Here is a 19,421-nt window from a genome sequence, read left to right on the forward strand (position 1 = left end):
TTATCTGCTAAGATAACAAAATGCTTGATTTTTAAAGGTAAATATAGTATAAAACGTTTAACCGTGTTAATTTTCAATCTCTATCTTAAATCTCTGTCTTATAAGGAAAATCATGGCAAACCCTATTATTAGTCGTACCGAACTGCTTGCAGGCGATGCACCAATGACCGTTAATGGCGTGGTCAAAAAGACCGCTCTACTGCTTGGCATCTCTGCTACCACAGGTTTTGGGCTGTTCTTTTTTGCTCTGATGAGTGGTATATCATCAGGGGTGTTGGTTGGGCTGTTTATTGTGGCAATGCTTGCTGCCATGGGCATTGGCTTGACGACTGCCTTTAAACCACACCTTGCCAAAACACTGTCAGTACCTTATGCTGCCCTAGAAGGGGTTGTCATTGGTGTGGCAAGTGCTTTTGCCTTTTATAAAGCCCCAAGCGTGCCACTGCTTGCCTTGTCAGCGACTTTTGTCAGTGCAGCGGTGATGCTAACCTTGTACAGTACTGGCATCATCAAAGTAACCGAAAAATTCCGCTCATTGGTGGTATCTGCCTCTATCGCTATCATGATTGTTTATGCCATTCAGTGGATTATGTCGCTGGTGTTTGGCAGTTCTATCCCCCATTTGTTTAACGGTGGCATGATTGCTATTGGTTTTAGTGTATTTACCACGCTCATCGCTTCGTTCTTCTTGTTGCTTGATTTTAAAAATATTGAAGATGGTGTTATGTATGGTGTCAATGAAGAATTTGAATGGGTGTATGGCATTAGCGTATTAGCAACGTTGGTGTGGATGTATATTGAATTCTTGCGTTTGATTGGTTATTTACAAGAATGACCGATGACTCTACTCTAAATGAGACCAAATAAAAACGCTCTAATTAGAGCGTTTTTTTGTTGGATATTGATGATATCTTGCAACAAATTATCTTGCAACAAATGTTTGGCAAAGGTTCAACATGACTTAATTATTTGTTATAATTTGTCAATTTTGGTGAGCATGAGTGATGGCGATGACTTTTCGTATGTTGATGATGGTGTTTATAATGGGCATGATTTTGAGTGCCTGTCAGTCATTACCGACCATTGCCCATTTGCCAGAGAGTATCCAACTGACCAAAAGGGTGCATTTGGCACATGAGGCGTTACTTGCCAAACGTATGAACAATCAAAGCGACCACAGTCAGACCGATTTAAATCAATATGACAATGATACAGACACAGGTTTTTTGGGCAAACGAGTAAACCCCCCAACAAATGACCCATTCATACAGTCCACACCATCTTTGAGTACCATCATTGATGAGCAGACCGAATATCATCCCACGCTATCGGGATATTATCCCATTGCCACAGGTGCCAATGCTTTTGCATCTCGCAGTATTTTGTCAAACATGGCAACGCATACCATTGATGTGCAATACTATATCTGGCATGACGATGAAGCTGGGCTTTTGATGTTAAAAGATTTGTGGCAAGCGGCACACAGAGGGGTGCTTGTTCGCTTATTGCTTGATGATTTTAATGGCAGTCCCAGCCTTGATGAACGCCTTGCCTTGTTTGCCAAACACCCAAATATTGCTGTGCGAGTCATCAATCCCTTTACTTATCGCCATCATAAGTTCATAAATTATCTGACTTCGCCTGTACGTATCAATGTACGCATGCACAACAAAAGCATGACATTTGACAATCACATTAGTATCATCGGTGGGCGTAATATCGGTAACGAATACCTAAACAATCATCACAACAATCATTTTGCTGATTTGGATGTTTTGCTGATCGGTCAAGTGGTTGATGATATCACCAAAAGTTTTGATGAATATTGGCAATCACCCACTGCTTATGATATTGAAACGCTGGTATCAACAGACAAACAGAGGTCATCTTCGTCATCGATGACGCTATTTGATAAAGATGATGATTTAGATATTACAAAAGATGAGCGGGCTTTACGCACTTATCGTGGTGCTGTGGCAAGCAGTACCATTGGTAAGGATTTACTCAATAAGAACGTCCCATTTCGCTGGGTTGATATGAAGTTTTTGGCAGACGATGCGTTAAAACTTAGTCCCAAAACTAAAAATAAAAACGCCAAAGATGAATATTTGGTGAATAAATTACGCCATGAATTCGGTCGCCCCAAAGAACGTTTGAGCATCATCTCATCATATTTTGTCCCTACCAAAGACGGTGTGCATGCCTTAACTGCTCTTGCCAAGGATGGTGTTAGGGTGAGCATACTGACCAACTCATTTGATGCCACCGATGTCGGAGCGGTGCATGCAGGGTATGGGCATTGGCGTTTTGCACTGTTATCGGCAGGCGTGAGAATTTATGAATTAAAATCAACCGCCAAAGGCATGAGTGAAGATGAAAATAAACTGTGGCGTACCAAACACATGACCAGCACCAGCTTGCATGCCAAAGCCTTTGCTGTGGATGATCATAAAGTGTTTATCGGTTCGTATAATATTGACCCACGTTCAGCGAACATTAATACCGAGCTTGGTGTGATGATTTATGATAAAAAATTGGCACATCAGCTTCACGATGCCCTAAATAACGCAGATGATCAAGAGAATCTGGCGATTTTGCATCAAGTCTATGAGGTGCGTTTGGTTGATGGGCGATTACAATGGCGAACCTTAGAGCATGGTAAAGAGGTGATTTTTGACAAAGAACCGCACATGAGTGCCCCTAAGAATGTCGGTGTGTCATTGATGAGTTGGTTACCAATAGATTGGCTGTTGTGATTGTCATGCTCCTTAATGTTCTCACGCCCCAATTGTAACAAATACATAAAAGTGATTGCTATTTTAAGCAATTTTTAGTACATTATACAAAATAATATACAAATATTCACAATTATTCACAATGCTTTATACCACCTTATCATCTTATCATGTTCGTCTGATTGCCACAGTCGCCTTGGTGTCCATGTTGGCATTTTTTGATTATGTATTGGTGTTTTATCTAAAAGAGACAATCATTGATAATTTCTTTGGAGGACGTGAGATAAAATGGTTGCATTCAATGCAAGTGGGAGGAATGTGTCTTGGGGTGTATCTCGCCCATCTTGTTGGTGGATTTTTGCTTGGGCAATATGGTGATGTTAATGGCAGGCAAGCGGTGCTGTTTTTGAGCTTGCTTGGCTTGACTGTTTTTACTTTCATCATCGCTGTGTTACCAACCTATCAACATGTGGGGGTATTGGCTCCGATTTTGTTTATTCTGGCTCGTTTTGGTCAAGGATTGGCTTATGGCGGTCAAATTCCATCTGCTTTGGTGCTACTTACAGAACAGCTGCCCATGAGACGTGTGGGTTTTGGATGTAGTTTTATTATGGTGGGTGTTTTGGTGGGGGTGCTTTTGGTGAGCCTGTTGTCAAATTTTCTAGCAAATACCCTAACTTATGTAGACATGCTCAGCTATGGCTGGCGAATCCCTTTTGTGGTTGGAGCCATGCTGTCAGTATTGTTGTTGCTATCTTTACAATTCATCAAAGAGACACCCATTATCACACAGACCAAAGAGCGTCATGCCACAGAGGAGCATACATTAAGTGCCATGAGCTTTGATGGGCTAACCACAACTCAGATTCAAGATTTGGCAGATTCTAATATTTTCTGTGATGATAAGCCCCAATCCATCCAAAAATCATCTTTGGTTCAAATCATCACCAAAAATCGCCTGTCTAGCCTTATCCCTGCTGTACTTGTGTCGTGGATTATGATGAGTATTTTTATTGTTATTGCCATGATGATGCCAACCTTACTTAATATCAGCTTTGTGATATCGGAGAGTATTTTGACATTTGGCTCTGGTATTGCGGTATTTTTTATGATGATTGGCTGTGCATTTTATGGTTATTTGGTGGATAGGGTTAATGTGGGCATGGTGATGATTTTTGGTGGTATATTATTCATTGCCAACACATCGCTATTTTTTGTTCAATTGGGGCGTGGCAGTGATTTAACATTATTGTGGTTTGCTCTGTTCGGTTTTTCAGGTGGACTGATTGCCACGTTGCCTGCGGTATTAACTCGGCTATTCCCCACTAAGATTCGTCTCACCAGCATTGCCTTGACTTATAATGTTACTTATGTGTTAGTGGCAGGCTGTATGCCATCACTATTGGCATTTGTAACCTTTCATTTGCCACTTACTCCTGCTTTGTATCTGCTGTGGGTGGGGCTGGTTACGATATTTTTAAGTTTTTATATTTACTATCTGCCCAGAAGTGAGCGAGATATCACCAGATAGTGTAGGGTGTTTGTCAAAGATGATGGTTATTTTACCCTAAGCGGATATCTGTCATCATCAATCCCAACCGATAAGTCATCGCCATGTTCTAATCTCCCCACGCCCTTTGGTGAGCCTGTCATGATGATGTCGCCTGCTTGTATGTTATAGAGATTGTCCAAATAATCCACAAGATAATCAAATGAATACATCATCTTATCGGTGCTGTCATTTTGGCGGATTTCATCATTGACTGTTAAGAGCAGGTGATAATGACGTTTTTTAAATGGTTTGAATGTCCCAAGCCAGCAAGCCCCTTTAAATCCTTTGGCTTTAAGCCATGGCAGACCTTTTGCCTTGCAGGTGTCTTGCACATCTCTGGCGGTCAAATCAAGCCCAACGGTGTAGGCGATGATTTGTTTATTTTCGCCGATGAGTAACACAAGTTCGGTCTCATGATGAACATTGTCTGAAAAGTTGGGCAACGTGAGTATCTCGCCTGTTACAATACTGCTGTTTGGCTTTAAAAATACCAAAGGCTCGGTTGGGATTTGGTTGCCCAGTTCGTGGGTGTGTTCCACGTAACTGCGTCCGATACAATAGATGGTATTAATGGGGTAGGCTTGCTCATTGATAAAAACAGTGGTCATGGCAAAAATTCCAAAAAAGTGGGATAAAAAGCATGGACAAAACCAAACGCAACCGATGAGCTTAGACCTGTGATGACAAATGCCTTATAATCAGACTGGCCAAATATGGTTGATAATATACTGGCAGGTCATGAGCCATACCGTCCACGCCCACAAATTGGCTGTTTGGGATGATTTTGGCGATGTGCTTGCCATGACTTTGGTGCAGTAACCCATCTTTGTTACCATGGATGATGAGCGTGGGAGCGATTATCTGACGAGTATACTTAAAAATAGAACCTGTGGCAAGAATGGCATTCATCTGCTGAGCCATGCCTAGCGGATGATGACAACGATGATAACGCACCGATGCAATATGGCGAGTGCCTTTGATGTCCAAATGTCCAGGCGAGCCGACCGCTGTCATGAACCACACCGCATGACGGAGCATGTCTCGTTCGCTGTTGCTTTGGGCTTTTTTAAAAAAGGTAGAAAACTCTTTGGGCTTGGGTGGCAGTAAAAAAGGATGGTTGGTGCTACTAAACAGTAGGGTCAGTTTATGGGTGTGGTGGGGGTACTTAGCACAGACGATTTGGGCAATCATACCGCCCATGCTCGCTCCAACCAAATGTGTTTTGCCCAGATTCATCGCATCAATAAGCCCTGCCACATCATCTGCCATGTCAGGTAAGGTGTAGGCGACTTTTTCACGAGCATTGGACAGACCTATTTGATTTTTGACAATCATTTTTAAAATGTTGGTGTGGGGCAGTTTGGTTAGGTGCTTGATTTTGGTGGAAAGACCTGTATCACGATTGTCAAATCTGATGACAAAAAATCCTGCATCCATAAACCTTTTTAAAAAGGCATCTGACCAAAATAGCATTTGTGAGCCAAAGCCTGTGATGAACAGCAAGGGCGGATTGTCGGGGTTACCCCCTGCTTCTACGCACAGGGTGATGCCACGTCCAACATTGACCATACTTTGATAAAAGTAGGGTGACAGGTCAGACGCTTGCCAGTTTTGGTTGAATCTGTCCCAGTCTGGTGGTGGTGCTTGATTGATGGATGCAGATAAATGGGTCATGGATGATTAAATCTCAACCATTTCAAAATCTTCTTTACTAACACCGCAGTCAGGACATGTCCAATCATTAGGAATGTCCTCCCAACGTGTGCCAGCGGGTAAGCCCTCTTCTGGGCAACCCAAAGCTTCATCATAAATCCAGCCACAGACGATACATTGATATTTTTTCATGGCGATAGCTTTGTTAATAAATGGGGTTAAAGTTTACACTCATACGCTCATTTTGTAAAGTCTTTTTTGGGCGGATATGTTCATGCAAAATGGTCAAATCATGATTTTTTGTAAAAATATCATGAATGTAGGCATTGCCTAAATATCAAAACCAATCTTCTAATAAAAAAATTGGTCTTTCATGCTTGGCTTCTTTGGGTGTGTGTGGTTTGGGTGTGTGTGGTTTGGGTGTGTGTGGTTTGGGTGTTGGGTGATTGTTGATGGTAGGATTTTTGGTGTGTGGATGAGTGGATGATTGCTTTTGTTGCAGATTTGGAGCGTGTTCTGGGCTGTTGGGGTTTAGGGTGATGGGTAGGGGGCTGTCTGTCCATTGAATGTGTTGGCAGGCACTTAACATACCAAAAAGCAGTATCAAGCCAAAACGCACAAGTAAAGTTGTGCGTTTTTTGATGGCAATGGGTAATCTCAAATCAGTTTGCACCACCACGTGACCATGTTGGTTCACGTACTCTGCCTTGGGTTTGTAAGGTAAAAGCCTGCCCTGTTTTTAAAGAGCGGATGGTCATCTGTCCACGTCCACCCTTGTAAGAGGCGTAGACGATGCGATTGCCATTGGGTGAGAAACTGGCGGATTCATCAATGCCTGTTGTGTCAATTGTACCCACGCCTGTTATAACAAGGTGGAGACCTAAGACATAGGCGATTTTACTGCCATCAGGACTTATCTTGGGGCTTGCTCCTGCCCCACCAATGGCTACTGTTTGTCCTGTGTTCATGTTATGACGGTATGGGTGTGGTGTGCGTGTGCCGTTGTCGGCGGTAAAGATAAATGAACGTCCGTCTGGGGTGTACTGTGGCGAGTTTTCTGCCCCTATCATATTGGTTAGGCGTTTGAGCTGACCTGATGCAATGTGTAGTTCATAGATGGATGGGTCATTATTTTCATGGCTGCCTGAGAATAAAATACTTGACCCATCAGGCGAGAATGACGCTCCTAGATTATTGCCACGAAATGGGGTGATGATTTCTCCATTGCCGCCACTATTGGCATTTTGTAGGTAGATGACTGGCAGTCCATTGGGTTTTTGTACCGAGTAGGCGATACGCTGACCGTCAGGTGACCAAGCAGGACTAAAAATAGAACCTTTTGTGCTAAACAAGGTACGAACATTTTGTCCGTCAGCATCCATGACTTTTAGGGCAGAGGTCTTATTACGTGGGTCGCCTGTTTCTTCAATGTAGGCGATACGTCCTGTAAAATCACCCGGTTCGCCTGTGATGATTTCATAGATTTTATCACTGATAACATGAGCTGTGTGGCGTAAAGCATTGAGGTTGTTATCGCTGTATTGGGTTTGTAAACCTTGTACAACTCGCCCTGTGGCAACTTCAATAACCTCAAAGACGATGGCGATTTTACCTGCTTTAACACTTTGGGTGTGTCCGACCACGACATAATTAAAGCCAGCATTTTGCCAGTGTGGTAGGTTCTGGCTGATTTGGGCAGAGGAGTGGGCATGCTGGGGCAGGTTTTGGCTGGTGGTTTTTAGTTCGGTATGGTTTAGATTATTGATGACGGTTTTACTGACCACACCATCACCTGCAAAAGGGATGAAAGCGATTTGGTAGGGGTTTTGAATACCATCAACGTCAATTTCAAAGTTAAGTTCATTGTCCTTGTCTGTGCTGTTCAAAGAGCCATAGCCCACAGCAAAGGCAGGGTTTGCTACTAAGGCAATGACCAAGGTGAGAGATGATAAGGGGGTTTTGACTTTCATGGGGCATCCTTAAAATAAAAATACAATGTTAAATACAATGTTTGATTGAGACACGTCTGCCTTTTGTTGGTTTGTCAACTTTTGACGTCTATTTTAATTGATATTAAAATTAAAATTCAACTGGCGATAATTGGTACCAATAATGGGCGTAAGCGGACTGGCTCGGCTAATGGTATCTTTGAGTTGTTCGTGCAGATAGTCATCACCTCCTGACACCTGTATACCAAGCACATTGCCATGACTGTCTACTTTTAGGCTAACTTGCAGAGTTTGGTTTTTGCCAGTGGCTCGCCAATATGAACGAATGTGATTTTGCAGGGCGATGATGACGGCATTGCGGTTGTTGTTTTGTTTGTTTATGCCACCGCCATTGCCATTATCAACGATACCACCAAGCCCTATGGTGGGCGTGGTGGGCATGTCATTATTAAGCTGTTCACCGTCGCTTAGACTCTTTTGGGTGAGACGATTTTGTGTTGATAATTTTTGTAATTGGCGTTCACGAACTTCATTGAAAATTTGGCTGTTTTCTTTGGCAATTTCATCATTGCTTTGCTCTCGTTCTTTTAACTCTGTCACCGCTTGCTCACGTTCACGCCTTTGCTCTTGCATTGCTTGCTGTTGCATTTGCATCTGAGAGAGTATCTTTGTATCTAGGCTTTTGGCGTATTCTTGCATTTGGATTTGGTAGGCATGTTCACGCTCGGTAAGTTCGTCATAATAGGCTTCTAGTTGGGCACTGCGTTGTCTTTTTTGAGTGCTTTGGGTCAAAGACTGGGCTTGATATTTGGCAAATGCTTCGGCAATGGCATCCTCTGCCCCCATCAAGTCATCCCCTGTTACTAGGCTTGCTTCTAAGGGGGGTGTTTTTGGCAAGGGTTTTTGTTGAGTGTGGGCAAAAAGCACCCCCACCACAATCAGTCCATGCACCACAACACTGCCTACAAGTGATGGCAGGGAGCTGGGATTTTTGATACCAATATTATCTGAGCTTGGGTGTCTGCTTTGGTTCATGTTGGGCTTTATTCATTGGTGGCTTGCTGGTTGGCGGTTTTCATGGCTAAGCAGTCCAACCTTGGTAATCCCTGCCCTTTGTGCCAGTGCCATAAGGTGCATGACCGCTTCATAAGAGTTGTCCTTGTCAGCATGAATCATCACTTGTAACTGATTGTCATTATTATTTATGTGCTTTTGTGCCATGTTGGTCAGCAGGGCGGACAGTTCGGTCTGGCTTATTGCTTGGTCAATGGCTTTTTCATAACTGACAAACAGCTTGCCATCTTTGGTCAGTGAGACGATGATGGGGGTCAATTCGCTTTTGGTAATGTTGTTGGTTTTCTCGCTTGGCAGATTGACCTCTACCCCTGTGTTGAGCATGGGGGCGGTTACCATAAAAATGATGAGTAGCACAAGCATGACATCAATATAGGGAACGACATTCATTTGGCTGTTTAGGGGTGTTTTGGCACGTGTGTAGTTATGTTTCATGATACCGCCATCTGACCACGTTGTATCATGGCATATTCATGGGCAAATACCCCCGTTAGCTCTTCACAAAATAACGCACGAGACTCATATAATGCTGCTGCCTTAGCACTAAAATGGTTAAAGGCAAGACTGGCAGGAATGGCAGCAAATAGTCCCATGGCAGTGGCGATTAAGGCTTCGGCGATGCCTGGGGCAACACTAGCAAGGCTGACACTCTGAGCATCAGACAATCCAATAAAAGCCGTCATAATCCCCCACACCGTCCCAAACAGTCCAATATAAGGCGACACTGAGGCGATGCTGGCTAAGCCTGCCAGACCCTGCTCTAACACAGCTTGCTGTTTGCCAATGGTAACTTTAAATTGACGCTCAACATTATCTAACGTGTCCGCTCGTATCGCTCCTGATTTTTGAGATTTTAAGAACTCAGCATAACCTACAAAAAATACCTGCTCTAAGCCAATGCGTTCAGATTCTTGGGCGACCAGTTTATACTGTTTGGTAAGGGCATCCCCTGACCATAGCCATGCTTGAAACTCACCATCAAAGCGTTTGGTATTACCCAGTTTGGCAGATAGGCGAAAAATTATCACCCAACCAATCAATGACAACAGCAGTAGCAATCCCATAACCAGTTGCACAAGCAAACTGGCATCTAACATCAACTCTAAAATATTAAGATGGCTCATCGTATGTAATTTTGTCAAAAATGGCTTATTATAGCCGATTTTTAAAAAAACCACACCAAAAAGTGTGCCTAAATTTATAAGTGATGTAAAAATCATTAATGACAAGGATGACTTGTAAATCTTTGTAAAATCCCCATTTATCTGATTTTTATGACAATATAACAATGCTGACAACACAAAATACAAAAAAACCCCAATTACTCGCCAAAGACCGCCATATCGTTCATCGCTTAGAGCGTGAATTGCAAGGTAATTTTCCTGCTGACATTAAAGCCAAAAAACAATCCCAGCTTGATAGCATCGTACAGCGTTCCACTAGGGCGGTGCAGGCTCGCATGGATGGCATGCCATCAGATTTGGCAGGGCGATTAAATACCGATTTACCTGTAAGTGCTCGTGCTGATGAGATTGTCCGTGCCATACAGACCCATCAGGTCATCATCGTGGCAGGCGAGACAGGTTCGGGTAAGACAACCCAACTGCCCAAACTTGCCATGCTGGCAGGGCGTGGCATGACAGGGCAAATTGGGCATACTCAGCCCAGACGACTTGCCGCTCGCAGTGTTGCCATGCGAATTGCAGATGAGCTTGGTGAACCTTTGGGGCAGACGGTGAGTTTTAAGGTGCGATTTAATGAACAGGGCAGTAAAAACAGCCTGATTAAACTCATGACGGATGGCATTTTGCTTGCTGAGCTTGGGCGTGATAAATTTTTGACACGCTATGACACCATCATCATTGATGAAGCACACGAGCGTAGTTTAAATATTGACTTTATTTTAGGTTATCTAAAACGCTTACTGCCAAAACGCCCTGACTTAAAGGTCATCATCACCTCTGCTACTTTGGACACCGTCCGATTTGCTGAGTATTTTAAAAGTGCGGTAAAAGCCGATGTGCCAATCATCAACGTGCAAGGACGAAGCTACCCTGTGCAGACACGTTATCGCCCTTTGACAGATGAGGTTATCAAAAGCCATGACGATGATGTCTTTGATGAGATAGAGGACAAATTGCCACGAGCTTTAACCGCTGCTGTTGCTGAGTGTTTTGAAGATGCACGCATCAAAGGGCACCCCATGCAGTCGGACATTTTGATTTTTGCCAGCACCGAAGCCCAAATTCGTGAAATACAAGAGGTTTTGACAACTCACGCACCGCCTCACACTCAGATTCTTCCCCTGTTTGCTCGCCAAAGTTTTGCCGAACAACAGCGAATTTTTAATCCCACAGGCGGTCGTAGAATCATCATCTCAACCAACGTTGCTGAAACTGCCTTGACCGTGCCAAATATACGCTATGTGATAGATTTGGGCTTTGCTCGTGTGAGCCGTTACAGCCATCGCTCACGCATTCAACGCCTGCCCATTGAAGCGATAAGCCAAGCGGCGGCGAACCAACGTCAAGGACGTTGTGGGCGGATTGGGGATGGTGTGTGTATACGCCTGTACTCAAAAGAGGATTTTGACAGCCGTCCACCCTTTACCGAACCTGAGATTTTGCGTACCAATTTGGCAAGCGTGATTTTGCAAATGGAGCATTTGGGGCTGGGTGATGTGGCAGAATTTGACTTTATTACACCGCCTGATTTACGCCTTATCAATGATGGTCGCAAATTGCTCTATGAGCTTGGGGCGTTGTCTGATGTGCCAACCAAAACCGCTTTTAAAAAGGCATTAAAGGGGCAGATGGACAAAGAAAATGCCAAAAAACGCCATTCATCCAATCTTAGCGACATTGGCAAGAAAATGGCTCGCATGCCCATAGACCCACGCCTTGCCCGCATGCTCATTGCAGGGCATGAATTTGCCTGTCTTGATAAAATGCTTGTCATCGTATCCGCTCTTGCTGTGCAAGATGTGCGTGAGCGACCTGCCGACAAGCAGTCGCAAGCTGACCAAAAACATGCCTTGTTTCGTCGTGATAACTCGGACTTTTTGTTCTATTTGGCATTGTTTGATGTGTTGTTTAACGCTCATGAGATGCACGGAGGCGATAGGCTAACAGGCAACGGACGCAAGAATTTTGCCAAAAAACATTATCTGTCTTTTCCTCGTATCAAAGAATGGCAAAAAACGCATGAACAGCTTAGTCAGATGATGGTGGATTTGGGTTATCAGATTGCCGATGCCAACAATCTTGACAACAAAACTGATGACAAAAAAGACACCCCAAAAGGACGCATTGGCTTAAAGGGTGGTAAAAGAGCTAAGGCGGATAACAGTGCCATTTTAGCCAGTCTTAAAAAACAAGCCAAAACCAAACTGCCACTTAGCGAAGATTATACCAGCATTCATCGGGCTTTATTGACCGCTCTTTTGTCCTTTGTCGCCCATAAGACCGATGTGGTGGGCGAGTATCTGATGACCAAAAACCAAAAGGCACGCATTTTTCCTGCCAGTACCTTGCATAAAAAAGGTGCAGATTGGGTGCTTGCCTTTGAAGTGGTAGAAACTTCACAGGTATATATGCGTACACTTGCTAAGATTGAACCTGAGTGGATATTGTCCGCGGGCAAAAATCTCTTAAAATACCATTATTTTGAACCGCATTGGTCAAAAAAAGCAGGGCGAGTGCAAGCCTATGCCCAAATTAGCTTGTTTGGGCTTATTGTTGTGCATAAACAGCTGGTCAATTATGAAACCATTGACCCATCAGCAAGCCGTGAGATATTCATCCGTGATGCTCTGGTGGGGGATGTGCAGGACAATCAAACAGGCGAGCGTTATCCCAAAGCCTTGGGGTTTTTGACCCATAACCGCCAAAAAATCAAAGACGTAGGCGATACCGAAGATAAGCTAAGACGGCGAGATTTACTCGTAGATGAGCAGAGACTTTATGAATTTTATGATGATAAAATCCCATCTCACATTGCATCAGCCAAGGCATTTGAAGACTGGCTTGGTAAAATGGGCGATGATGAGTTTTTAAAATTCAAAGACAGCGACGTGATACTTGATGCTGTCAGTGTTGGTCAAGAATTCCCCAAATTTTGGCAAGTGGGAGTAGCCCGATTCCCTTTGTCTTATGTGTTTGACCCAAGTTCAGATGATGATGGTGTGAGTGTTAAAGTGGGGGTGGGAGCATTATCTCAGCTTGACAGTGTGGATTTATTGTGGGGTGTGGCAGGCTGGCGATTTGAGTTGGTTGTAGGACTGTTAAAGACCCTGCCAAAGGACATTCGCCGAAAAATCGTCCCCATCCCTGATACCGCCAATGCCTTGATGGATAAATTGACAAAGGGTAATGGCGTGGGACTGCTTGACCAACTTTGTCATCATCTGCTTAGAATGGGCGTACATGTGGCGGCGGATGATTTTAGGATTCATGAGATTGATAAATACTTGCAGCCCCTGATTTGTGTGCTTGATGACAAGGGGCGAGTGATTGAAAAAGGGCGAGATTTGGAAAAATTACAAGCCAAATACCGCACGCATGCCCAGATACCAACTGTGTTTGAGGGCATTCATGACAACTTCCCTGAGCATTTTGAGTTCATGAAGACCCGCCATCATAAGGGTATGGTAACACAAGCCTTTTTCGCCCTAAGCCCTGATGAGACAGCGAAGGTGTCTGTGGTGGAATTTGGTGATTTGGCAGAAGCATTAGCCATGCATAAAAAAGGCGTGCTGTCGCTTATTAAAATGACACTTGGGGCAAAACAAAAACAGCTGACATCCCAAATTGATAAAGCCTTTAAAATGGCGTTCGCCCCTTTGGGTGATTTGGAAAAATTAAAAAACACGCTGGTGGATGCAACCTTGCAAGTTACTTTTGACAAATACGCCAAAAGATTTTATGGTCATGTGCGTGAAAAAGTGGCAGGCTTTGTGCGTGATGAGCGTATGGGAGATTTACTAGACACATTACCCCTAAGTGCAGGCGAGTTTTTGGTGGTCAAGGAGCTGATACATGAAAAGTTTTTGGCAGTGGGACAAGAGATGTTGCAGGTACTAAAAGAGATTTATACCACATGGCAACATGTGCGTGGGCAACTGCTCATGCTTGACCGTGAGATTTTTGGTGAGAGTATTGACGACATTGAAGATCAGCTGGATGATTTGTCGCTTCACGACTTTATTTATCGCACTGACTTTGTGGTGTGGCAAGCATACCCACGTTATCTAAATGCCCTAAGAATCCGCCTTGACAGACTGCCAAATAACCTAGACGCTGACACCGATGCGGTATATCTGCTTGATGAACATATGGAACGACTGGCAAACCGTGTGCATGACCCCAAAATCGCTAAATATCGTTGGCTTGTTGAAGAATATCGCATACAGTTATTTGCCCAGCCCATGAAAACAGCGGTGCCTGTCTCAGCCAAACGACTTGATAAGGTGTGGGCAAATGTTACCACTCGCTGAGTGGTTATTGATGAAATATGCCCCACACCCATAACATCTATAAACAAAATGGGTCTAATTCATCATCTTCACCATTGCCATCATCGGATTTGATGTCTACTTTTTCAAATGTTTCTAATGATGGCAAAAATTGAACCGCTTCATGTGGTGCTAATACATGAAAAGCATTGAGCTGATATTTGCCAAGCAGTTCTTTTAATTTGGCTTTGGCAAGACGAATGCTTAACCTTTCATGCCCTGTGTCATCAAATTCGCTGTGTGTGATGACCCCAAGCTTGTGTAGGGTATTTTTAAATTGCCCTGCGTTGTGGGGCAGGGTGAGTGTAAAATCAGACAGTGTACCCACCAAAAGCTCTTGTACCGCTTGGCTAAGTTCGGATGTGCCCAAATTTTCACGAGCAGACACATAGACACGATGTGGCACACCTTGTTCCTGATAGTGGATGACTGGCAACTCATCGGTACGGTCAATCTTATTATGCACTAACAGCACAGGAGCTGTTGCTCCAATCTCATCTAGTACCGCATTGACCGCATCAATCTGTTCGTGCATGTCGGGGCTACTGCTGTCAATGACGTGTAGCAACAGGTCAGCTTCTAGGGTCTCTTGTAGCGTGGCATGAAAGCTCTCCACAAGCTCATGGGGCAGATGACGCACAAAGCCTACCGTATCAGCAAGCACCACATTACCCACGCCTGTCCATTTGACTCTGCGAAGTGTGGGGTCTAGCGTGGCGAACAGTTGGTTGGCGGCATAGACACTATCATGGGCAAGACGGTTAAAAAGTGTGGATTTTCCTGCGTTGGTGTAACCGACCAAGGAGATGGTTGGTACGTCGGATTTTTGGCGTTTGGCACGTCCTTGTGAGCGGGTCTGTTTGACTTTATCCAGTTTGTTTTTGAGTTGATTGACACGAATTTGTAAAAGTCGTCTGTCGGTCTCTAACTGTGTCTCGCCTGGCCCTCGAAGTCCAATACCGCCTTTTTGGCGTTCTAGGTGCGTCCAACCACGCACAAGACGAGTGGCAAGGTGCGACAGCTGGGCAAGTTCTACTTGTAGTTTACCCTCGTACGTTCTGGCACGTTGGGCAAAAATGTCCAAAATCAATCCTGTGCGGTCTAGTACACGGCATTTAATTAAGGCTTCTAGGTTACGTTCTTGACTTGGGGTTAGGTTGTGGTTAAAAATGACGATATCAGCATCAAGATGTGCAACCGCTGCTGCTATCTCTTCTGCCTTACCTGTACCGACAAAGTATTTGGCGTGTGGTTTGTTGCGAGTGCCTGTGATGATGTCAAGTTCATTTGCTCCTGCTGAATGCACAAGCAGACGAAATTCCTCTAAATCATCAGGGTCAATCATCTCACGAATGTCAAGGTGTACCAAAATGGCGTTTTCTCCGCCTTCGTGTCGGTCAAAATATTGCAAGTAAAATCCTTAAAAAAGATACATGTGAGATTCTTAAATTGTGGTAGGATAGAACAATTCAAGGCACGCCTGCATTTATCATGAAAAAATTTTTGTTTGGGCATCCAAAAACAGATCCTATCTGCCACCGATGGCGTTTTTTGATAATTTTTATGGTCAATGCTTGTGGTCAATGTCAAAGACAGACACACCTTAAAATCACCATCTGCTCACAAATTTGTTCTAAATGTAAGGATAATAAATGCCCCATTTAAAAAAATGTTTAAAGTATCACAATAAAGCCCTAGACTTGTCTGCCCCCAAAATCATGGGCGTACTTAACGTAACGCCTGATTCATTTTCTGATGGCGGACGCTTTAACACCCCAGATAATGCCCTACGCCATGCCGATGAGATGATGCGTTGGGGTGTGGATATTATTGACATTGGCGGAGAGTCCACTCGCCCCAATGCCCCAAGCGTGGCAACCGAGACCGAGCTTGACAGAGTTATCCCTGTGGTACAAACCTTGCGAGCAGAGTTTGGCGATGACGTGTGGCTATCACTTGACACGAGCAATCCTGCTGTCATGGAGCAGGGCATAAGAGCAGGGGCGGACATGGTCAATGATGTGCGTGGTCTTCGCCAAGATGGGGCGTGCGATGTGGTCGCTTGTCTTGATTGCCCTGTGGTTATTATGCACTCACGAGGTGAGCCTGATACGATGAATGATTTGGCGGTGTATGATGATGTGGTAAGCGATGTTATAAGCGAGCTTCATACAACTGTCCACAACGCCCTAAATGCAGGGGTCAGACGTGAAAATATCGTGATAGATGTCGGCATGGGTTTTGCTAAAAATCATGCCCATCATGTTGCACTCATGCACAGTCTGGACAGCATCATCACCCATTTTGACCTGCCCATGCTTTTTGGTGTATCTCGTAAGCGGTTTTTGGGTGAGATTTTAGATGCCTTTACCCTAACTCAAAATCACAGCCCAAGCGACAGAGACATAATAGGCACAGTGGCACACTTATTGGCAATTCAAAAGGGAGTAAGCATTGTGCGGGTGCACGATGTCGCTTATATGGCACAGGCAATAAAGATGTGGCAGACAGTAAAATAATGCTTGCAAAGTGGGCTTAGATGGAGTAGAATACCGCCTTATTTTTATCCTAGTCGTGTTCGTTAGTAAGTGCCATCAAGGGGTGGTCACGGCACACAGGTTTATTGGAGAATGCGATGTACGCAGTTATCAAAAGTGGCGGTAAGCAACACCGTGTTAGCGTTGGTGAGACTTTAAAAGTTGAGCTTTTAAAAGCAGAAGTGGGTGCAACTTTAAACATTGAAGAGGTGTTGATGGTTGTTAATGGCTCTGATGTGAAAATCGGTCAGCCTGTTGTTGCTGGTGCGAGCGTGGTGACAGAAGTGGTCAGTCATGGACGTGGCAAAAAGGTGCGTATTGTTAAGCACCGTCGCCGTAAGCACTACCATAAAGAGCAAGGTCATCGTCAATGGTATACCGAGCTTAAAATCAACGCAATCAATGGTTAATTCATATACTTTATAATGAGATTATAAAAAGTATTCATAGGAGACATTCTCATGGCACACAAAAAAGCCGCAGGTTCTACTCGTAACGGTCGTGATTCTAACCCAAAAATGCTTGGTGTAAAAATTTTTGGCGGTCAAGACGTCATTCCGGGCAATATCATTGTTCGTCAGCGTGGCACAGAGTTTCATGCTGGTGAAGGCGTGGGTATGGGCAGAGACCATACTTTATTTGCCTTAACCGAAGGCGTGGTAAAATTTGAGACCAAAGGTCAATTTAATCGCCGTTATGTGTCTGTTGTTGCAAAATAAACTTACAAATAATTTTTGTTAAAACAGCCCACAAACCCCATAATTTATAAATTATGGGGTTTTTGATTTTTTATTGATAAATTATTTAACATAATCATAACTAAATAATCACGGTCAAATTGTTTTAGAGCATTAAAAATTTGTAGATTATGGTTATTTACAATTTACCCATATTGGCACTCGTTAAAATAATAAAGTCATGATATAATAAAGAGTTTTTAAAAATATTTTGAGAAATTATGCGTTTTATTGATGAAGCTGTAATCAGCGTAAAAGCAGGCGACGGCGGTAACGGAATAGTGAGCTTTCGCCGTGAAAAGTTCGTCCCAAAAGGTGGCCCTGATGGTGGGGACGGTGGTAAAGGTGGCGATGTCTATGTGATGGCTGATGATAATACCAACACACTTGTAGATTTTCGCTATACCCGTAAATTTGAGGCCAAGCGTGGTGAAAATGGTCGCTCTAAAAATCGCTCAGGTAAAGGGGCGGATGATATTTATCTAAACGTACCTGTGGGAACGACCATCATTGATACCGATCTTGATGTTGTGATTGGTGATTTAACCGAAGTGGGGCAAGTGATACTTGTTGCCAAAGGTGGAGATGGGGGTTTTGGTAATACTCGTTTTAAGACCTCTACCAACCAAGCACCCCGTAAGGCCATTCCTGGTTTTGTCGGTGAGAGCAAAAATTTAAAATTAGAATTAAAAGTCGTGGCGGATGTGGGGTTGATTGGTCTGCCAAATGCAGGTAAATCCACTTTTATCCGTCAAGTATCATCTGCTCGTCCAAAAGTGGCTGATTATCCCTTTACCACGCTTGTGCCAAATTTGGGTGTGGTAGATGTGGGGACACATCAGTCGTTTGTCATGGCAGACATTCCAGGATTGATTGAGGGGGCATCAGATGGGGCAGGGCTTGGCATTCGCTTTTTAAAGCACGTTGCCCGCACCAGACGACTGCTTCATATTGTAGATGTAAAACCTATTGATGGGTCTGATCCTGTGAAGAATGCACGAATTATTTTAAATGAGCTTCAAAAGTTCTCAGCTGAATTGTCCAAATTACCCCAAATTTTAGTATTAAACAAAATTGACCAGCTAGAAGAGGATGAGATTAATGAGGTTTGTAACCACATCATCAAAGAGCTGGACTGGCAAGGTGAGGTATTTTTCACCTCCACCATCAGTGGGCAAGGCGTGGATGATATTAAATATCATCTTATGAACGAGATTGAAGCAGAACAAGAGCGTGAAGCAGACGATGAAACATTTGCCAAAGCCCAAGCCGAACGATTTGCTCGTCTAGAAGAAGAGGTTCGTCATAATACCGAGATTCAAAAAGAAGCCTACCGAGCTAAACGTAAAGCTGAGCGTGAGGGTCTGTCAGATGATGATGACGATGACTATGATGACGATGACTATGATGTGGCGGTACAATACGCTCCATACTGATTTTATGGTGACATAAATTTGATGGCAATTACCCAACAGCATAAATCACTGTTGCCTGTGGGTGTGATGGATGTGCAAGGTGATTTTGACATGGGTGATGTGGTGGAGATTGTAAATGCTTAAAAAGTGCGGTTGGTGGTAGGTCAAGTCGGATTTGACAGCAATCAAGCCAAACAAATCACCCAAAACACACAGATGAAATCTTACAAATCCTAAGCCTAAACGATGATGACAAA

18 protein-coding genes are annotated in these 19,421 nt (G+C 43.8%); 9 read left to right on the plus strand and 9 right to left on the minus strand.

Going from position 1 to position 19,421, the window contains the following annotated elements; translation table 11 throughout:
• Window positions 1-112: 112 nt before the first annotated feature.
• The 3 genes from A7456_RS07595 to A7456_RS07605 all read left to right on the plus strand — a co-directional run bounded on the left by A7456_RS07595 (window position 113) and on the right by A7456_RS07605 (window position 4,266).
• The gene (locus A7456_RS07595; RefSeq protein ID WP_067009250.1) at window positions 113-835 is read left to right on the plus strand and encodes a Bax inhibitor-1/YccA family protein; all 723 of its coding nucleotides are present in this window, start codon (window positions 113-115) and stop codon (window positions 833-835) included.
• A 175-nt stretch (window positions 836-1,010) separates the two neighbouring features.
• Window positions 1,011-2,756, plus strand: a complete 1,746-nt coding sequence (locus tag A7456_RS07600; RefSeq protein WP_227713228.1) for a phospholipase D family protein — start codon at window positions 1,011-1,013, stop codon at window positions 2,754-2,756.
• 121 nt (window positions 2,757-2,877) lie between these two features.
• Window positions 2,878-4,266 carry an MFS transporter gene (locus A7456_RS07605; RefSeq protein ID WP_066887410.1) on the plus strand — a complete coding sequence of 463 codons (1,389 nt, stop codon included), beginning with the start codon at window positions 2,878-2,880 and terminating at the stop codon, window positions 4,264-4,266.
• Window positions 4,267-4,292: 26 nt separating this feature from the next.
• Here A7456_RS07605 and A7456_RS07610 read toward each other — a convergent pair whose 3' ends face one another.
• From A7456_RS07610 to A7456_RS07645, 8 genes are all read right to left on the minus strand, one after another.
• Complete coding sequence (locus A7456_RS07610; RefSeq protein WP_067009254.1) at window positions 4,293-4,895, minus strand: fumarylacetoacetate hydrolase family protein; 603 nt, start codon at window positions 4,893-4,895, stop codon at window positions 4,293-4,295.
• A gap of 61 nt (window positions 4,896-4,956) precedes the next feature.
• Entirely contained in the window at window positions 4,957-5,961 is a 1,005-nt protein-coding gene (locus A7456_RS07615) for an alpha/beta fold hydrolase (RefSeq protein ID WP_066887417.1), read from the minus strand.
• A 6-nt stretch (window positions 5,962-5,967) separates the two neighbouring features.
• A complete protein-coding gene (locus tag A7456_RS07620; protein WP_029102102.1) occupies window positions 5,968-6,132 on the minus strand; it encodes a rubredoxin in 165 nt (54 codons plus the stop codon).
• Between the two features lie 145 nt (window positions 6,133-6,277).
• Entirely contained in the window at window positions 6,278-6,637 is a 360-nt protein-coding gene (locus A7456_RS07625; protein WP_066890634.1) for a hypothetical protein, read from the minus strand.
• The gene (locus A7456_RS07630) at window positions 6,603-7,910 is read right to left on the minus strand and encodes a PD40 domain-containing protein (RefSeq protein WP_067009256.1); all 1,308 of its coding nucleotides are present in this window, start codon (window positions 7,908-7,910) and stop codon (window positions 6,603-6,605) included. Before A7456_RS07630 ends, A7456_RS07625 begins: the two co-directional genes overlap by 35 nt.
• Before the next feature lie 93 nt (window positions 7,911-8,003).
• Window positions 8,004-8,924 (minus strand): hypothetical protein, encoded by a 921-nt coding sequence (locus A7456_RS07635; RefSeq protein WP_067009259.1) that lies wholly within the window; start codon window positions 8,922-8,924, stop codon window positions 8,004-8,006.
• A 12-nt stretch (window positions 8,925-8,936) separates the two neighbouring features.
• Complete coding sequence (gene tolR, locus A7456_RS07640) at window positions 8,937-9,398, minus strand: protein TolR (RefSeq protein ID WP_197940237.1); 462 nt, start codon at window positions 9,396-9,398, stop codon at window positions 8,937-8,939.
• Complete coding sequence (locus A7456_RS07645; protein ID WP_067009936.1) at window positions 9,395-10,087, minus strand: MotA/TolQ/ExbB proton channel family protein; 693 nt, start codon at window positions 10,085-10,087, stop codon at window positions 9,395-9,397. Before A7456_RS07645 ends, tolR begins: the two co-directional genes overlap by 4 nt.
• Window positions 10,088-10,251: 164 nt before the next feature.
• On the opposite strand from A7456_RS07645, the gene hrpA reads away from it, so the two are divergent.
• Complete coding sequence (hrpA, locus tag A7456_RS07650) at window positions 10,252-14,457, plus strand: ATP-dependent RNA helicase HrpA (RefSeq protein WP_067009262.1); 4,206 nt, start codon at window positions 10,252-10,254, stop codon at window positions 14,455-14,457.
• Window positions 14,458-14,494: 37 nt separating this feature from the next.
• On the opposite strand, the gene hflX is transcribed toward hrpA, so the two are convergent.
• Entirely contained in the window at window positions 14,495-15,886 is a 1,392-nt protein-coding gene (hflX, locus tag A7456_RS07655) for a ribosome rescue GTPase HflX (RefSeq protein WP_067009265.1), read from the minus strand.
• Between the two features lie 241 nt (window positions 15,887-16,127).
• On the opposite strand from hflX, the gene folP reads away from it, so the two are divergent.
• From folP to A7456_RS10980, 5 genes are all read left to right on the plus strand, one after another.
• A complete protein-coding gene (gene folP, locus A7456_RS07660; protein WP_067009268.1) occupies window positions 16,128-16,994 on the plus strand; it encodes a dihydropteroate synthase in 867 nt (288 codons plus the stop codon).
• A gap of 116 nt (window positions 16,995-17,110) precedes the next feature.
• Window positions 17,111-17,422, plus strand: a complete 312-nt coding sequence (rplU, locus tag A7456_RS07665) for a 50S ribosomal protein L21 (RefSeq protein WP_067009270.1) — start codon at window positions 17,111-17,113, stop codon at window positions 17,420-17,422.
• Window positions 17,423-17,473: 51 nt separating this feature from the next.
• Complete coding sequence (gene rpmA / locus A7456_RS07670) at window positions 17,474-17,731, plus strand: 50S ribosomal protein L27 (RefSeq protein ID WP_066887445.1); 258 nt, start codon at window positions 17,474-17,476, stop codon at window positions 17,729-17,731.
• 239 nt (window positions 17,732-17,970) lie between these two features.
• Window positions 17,971-19,185, plus strand: a complete 1,215-nt coding sequence (cgtA, locus tag A7456_RS07675; RefSeq protein WP_067009273.1) for an Obg family GTPase CgtA — start codon at window positions 17,971-17,973, stop codon at window positions 19,183-19,185.
• Between the two features lie 21 nt (window positions 19,186-19,206).
• Window positions 19,207-19,308, plus strand: coding sequence for a PUA domain-containing protein (locus A7456_RS10980; protein ID WP_082995503.1), 102 nt, complete (start codon window positions 19,207-19,209; stop codon window positions 19,306-19,308).
• The last annotated feature ends 113 nt before the right edge of the window (window positions 19,309-19,421 follow it).

The sequence above is a fragment of the Moraxella nonliquefaciens genome (assembly GCF_001679005.1).
GTDB lineage: Bacteria > Pseudomonadota > Gammaproteobacteria > Pseudomonadales > Moraxellaceae > Moraxella > Moraxella nonliquefaciens.